Source organism: Halapricum sp. CBA1109, assembly GCF_009741825.1.
Classification (GTDB): Archaea; Halobacteriota; Halobacteria; order Halobacteriales; family Haloarculaceae; genus Halapricum.
The window spans coordinates 1-3,152 of record NZ_WPCA01000213.1 but is presented as its reverse complement, the minus strand read 5'-3'; the positions used below and the strand labels follow the sequence as shown (position 1 = coordinate 3,152).

At 65.5% G+C, this 3,152-nt stretch carries 4 protein-coding genes; 2 read left to right on the top strand and 2 right to left on the bottom strand.

Translation table 11 applies throughout. The features are described from left to right. On the bottom strand, positions 1-478 hold a 478-nt coding region (locus GJ629_RS15205; protein WP_305037663.1), incomplete at its 3' end, for a transcription initiation factor IIB family protein. Between the two features lie 298 nt (positions 479-776). On the opposite strand from GJ629_RS15205, the gene GJ629_RS17340 reads away from it, so the two are divergent. Both GJ629_RS17340 and GJ629_RS17335 read left to right on the top strand, forming a co-directional pair. Continuing rightward, positions 777-1,196 carry a TrmB family transcriptional regulator gene (locus tag GJ629_RS17340; RefSeq protein ID WP_231754670.1) on the top strand — a complete coding sequence of 140 codons (420 nt, stop codon included), beginning with the start codon at positions 777-779 and terminating at the stop codon, positions 1,194-1,196. Continuing rightward, positions 1,193-1,597 carry a hypothetical protein gene (locus GJ629_RS17335; protein ID WP_231754669.1) on the top strand — a complete coding sequence of 135 codons (405 nt, stop codon included), beginning with the start codon at positions 1,193-1,195 and terminating at the stop codon, positions 1,595-1,597. Before GJ629_RS17340 ends, GJ629_RS17335 begins: the two co-directional genes overlap by 4 nt. 6 nt (positions 1,598-1,603) lie before the next feature. Here the strand turns inward: GJ629_RS17335 and GJ629_RS15195 are convergent, their stop codons facing one another. After that, the gene (locus GJ629_RS15195) at positions 1,604-2,938 is read right to left on the bottom strand and encodes a cytochrome P450 (protein WP_157513769.1); all 1,335 of its coding nucleotides are present in this window, start codon (positions 2,936-2,938) and stop codon (positions 1,604-1,606) included. Between the last annotated feature and the right edge of the window lie 214 nt (positions 2,939-3,152).

The window sequence follows — 3,152 nt, the reverse complement described above, 5'->3', positions numbered from 1 at the left end:
CGGACGTCTCGGGCAGGCCCAGCGCCGAGGCCATCCGGTCTACCTCGCCAAGCGCCTGCTTGAGGTTGCGCTCGCGGGCACTTTGGGCGCGGAACCGCTCGTCCCACGTCCGCAGGCGCACCATCTGGGAGCGCTTGCGCGGCGACAGCGACGACCCCTTGGCGTCGGTGTCCTGCCAGTCTATCTTCGTCGAGAGCCCCTTATCGTGGAGCGTGTTCGTCGAGGGCGCGCCCACGCGGGACTTGCGGTCTTTCTCGTTCGAGTCGAAGGCCCGCCACTCGGGGCCGTGATCGATCATATCCTCCTCGATGACGACGCCACAGGCCTCACACACTGTCTCGCCGCGCTTCTCGACGGCGATACCGTCCGCGCCACACTCCGGACAGGTGAGTTCGTCTGCCTGTTCGTCGGTCGTCTGTTCGTCCGTCTCGGTGCGTTCTCGGCGGTGTGATCGGAGGTTCGTGTTGGATTGTGCCATGGATCTGTGTTCGCGGTGTCGCTCTGGGGGACCGTCCGGGCCCACCCCACTGTTCTTATGTGCGTCCTCTCAGTCTCGTTTTTACTATCGTAGAAAACGGACCCCACATATAAAAAGATGCTACCTACACAGTGAGGTGTGCCCCGAACGCGGCTAGCGTGCCCCTCCGAAGGTGGCTCGGAGTACTGAAGTCGGTTTCTACGAGAGTGAAAAAAGCAAAGCGGTTAAACGAGTCTACGCCAAAGGGGCGCGCAGACCAACCGCGGCGGGGCGAGGCGGCCGCCGTGCGGAGACAGCTATGACACCGAACACTACACCGGACGGGGTCGGCGGCACGGTCGAAGAGTGCGTCGACGTGTTGCAGTCCTTCGAGTTGACGGAGTACGAGTCCAAATGCTTCGTCGCGCTCTCGCGCATCGGCCACGGCACGGCCAAGGAGGTGAGCGAGGTGGCTGACATCCCGCAGGCGCGGGTGTACGACTGTATGGACGCGCTCGCGGACCGCGGGCTGGTGGACGTCCAGCAGTCGAAACCCCGACGCTTCCGCGCGGCCACCACGCGGGAGGCGCTGCGAACTCTCGACCAGTACTACAGCAGGCGACTCGAACGCCTCGACACCCTCTTCGACCGGTTGGAGTCCCCCGAGCGCGAGGTGAGGCGGGCGACATCTGGGTCATCGAGGGCTCCGAGGAAGTCAGCGGCCGCCTCCGGCAGTTGATCGAGGACGCCGACTCGGAGGTCCTGCTGGCCGTCGCCGCGGCGGACCTGCTGACCGACGACTTGCTGGCCGCCATCGACGCCGCCACCGCCCGCGGCGTCGAGGTGCTGGTCGGCTCGCCCGGCGGGGAGATACGCGAGGCCGTCGCGGGCACCGGCGCGGACGTGACCGTCGTCGAGACGTGGACGTGGTGGGAATCTTACCCCATCCGACCGGGCGCGATGAGCGCCGTCTGTATGGTCGACAGCGACAGTATGCTGGTCAGCGCCGACGCCGGGTCCTCGCTGCCGGGCGTCTCGACTCACCGCGCCGTCTGGACGGATAGCTCCCGGACGCCGCTGGTGAAACTGCTGCGGCCCCTGTTGACGACCGCTATCTCCCAGCAACCGGCCGACGCCTGAGCGCGGTCACCGCTCTTCGACGGTCATCTCCAGTCCGCCCCGGGGGTGAATCGTCAGCGACGGCCGTAACTCCAACTGCCCGCTCCGCTCGGTGTCGAGGCTGTACTGCTGTGCTATCGTCCCCATAATCACTTTCGCCTCCAGCAGCGCGAGGTGCTTGCCGATGCAGTGACGCGGGCCGCCGCCGAACGGGAAGTACGCGAACCGCGGGCGGTCGTCCTCGCCCGTCCACCGGCCGGGGTCGAACTGCTCGGGACTCTCCCAGTAGTCCGGCGAGCGGTGGACCGCCCACTGGGGGAGCATCACCGACGACCCCTCGGGGACGCGATACCCCCCGAGTTCCACGTCCGTCGTCGGCTGGCGGAAGATGACGTACACCGGCGGGTACAGCCGGTTTGACTCCTTGATGACGCGGTCGATCAGGTCCATCTCCCGCACGTCGGCCATCGTCACCGACCCGTCACAGATGGCATCGACCTCCTCGTGGACCTGTCGCTCTATCTCGGGGTGGTTCGCCAGCAGGTACCAACTGTAGGTCAGCGTCAGCGCCGTCGTGTCGTGGCCCGCGAGCAACATCGTCACCACCTCGTCTCTGAGTTGTGTCTCGCTCTGTTCGCCGCGGTTCTGTGCGCGCAACAGTATCGAGAGGACGTCCATCGGCGGGTCGTCGTCGTCCTCGTGACCCTCCGTCCCGCGGCGCTCGGCGATTATCTCGTCGACGACGCCCTCCAGTTCCGAGAGGGCCGCCTGGTACTCGCGGTTGTCGGGCGTCGGCACCCAGTCGGGCGTGATGAACCTGATCGGGTCGGGTTCGAACCGGGCACCGATGGGCTCTAAGTTCTCCCTGATGATCCGGCGCTGGCGCTCGCTCAACCGGACGTCGAGCATCAGGTCACAGATCACGTCGAGAGTGACCGCCGTCATCGCCAGTTCCACGTTCCGGCGGTCGCCGTCGGCCCAACTGTCGACCATCGTCTCGGCGTGGCCGGCGATGGTGTCGGTGAACCCCTCCAGTCGGTCCATCATAAACGCGGGGTTGGCGAGTTTACGCTGGGACTGCCACGTCTCGCCCTCGCTCAACAGCAGTCCCTCGCCCAGCAAATCGCCGATGGCGTCGTCCTGGAAGTCGGGTTTGACGTAGTTCGCGTCGTCCGCGACGAGCACCTGCTGGATGTCGTCGGGGTTGGTCACCATATAAGTGTCCAGCGGCCCCAGATTCAACTGGACGACGTCGCCGTAGGCGCGTTCACAGGCGGTGAGAAACCGGAACGGGTCGTCGGCGTACTGGCGGGCGTTGCCGAACAGGGGGTCACCTTTCGGCCGTGGCGGAGTCGAGTTCATTACCGTGGGTCAGGGTTGCATCGCCAAAAGCACACGCCCCACCGCCGACGCCGGTCCGCACGGTATGGTGAAACGGTAGTGTTCAGATAAGTACCGAACAAAGAGTCTGTTTCTGCCGGTCAACCAACCGAATCCTGGTGGCCTGCGAAAATCGAACGATTTCGGGCGCGAAGACGGCGTCTTCCGGCGAAACTGAAAGGGCGGAGGCCAGTTC

Coding starts and splice junctions, on each gene's coding strand:
- GJ629_RS17340 (WP_231754670.1), top strand. CDS start 777: ATGACACCGAACACTACACCGGACGGGGTCGGCGGCACGGTCGAAGAG.
- GJ629_RS15195 (WP_157513769.1), bottom strand. CDS start 2,938: ATGAACTCGACTCCGCCACGGCCGAAAGGTGACCCCCTGTTCGGCAAC.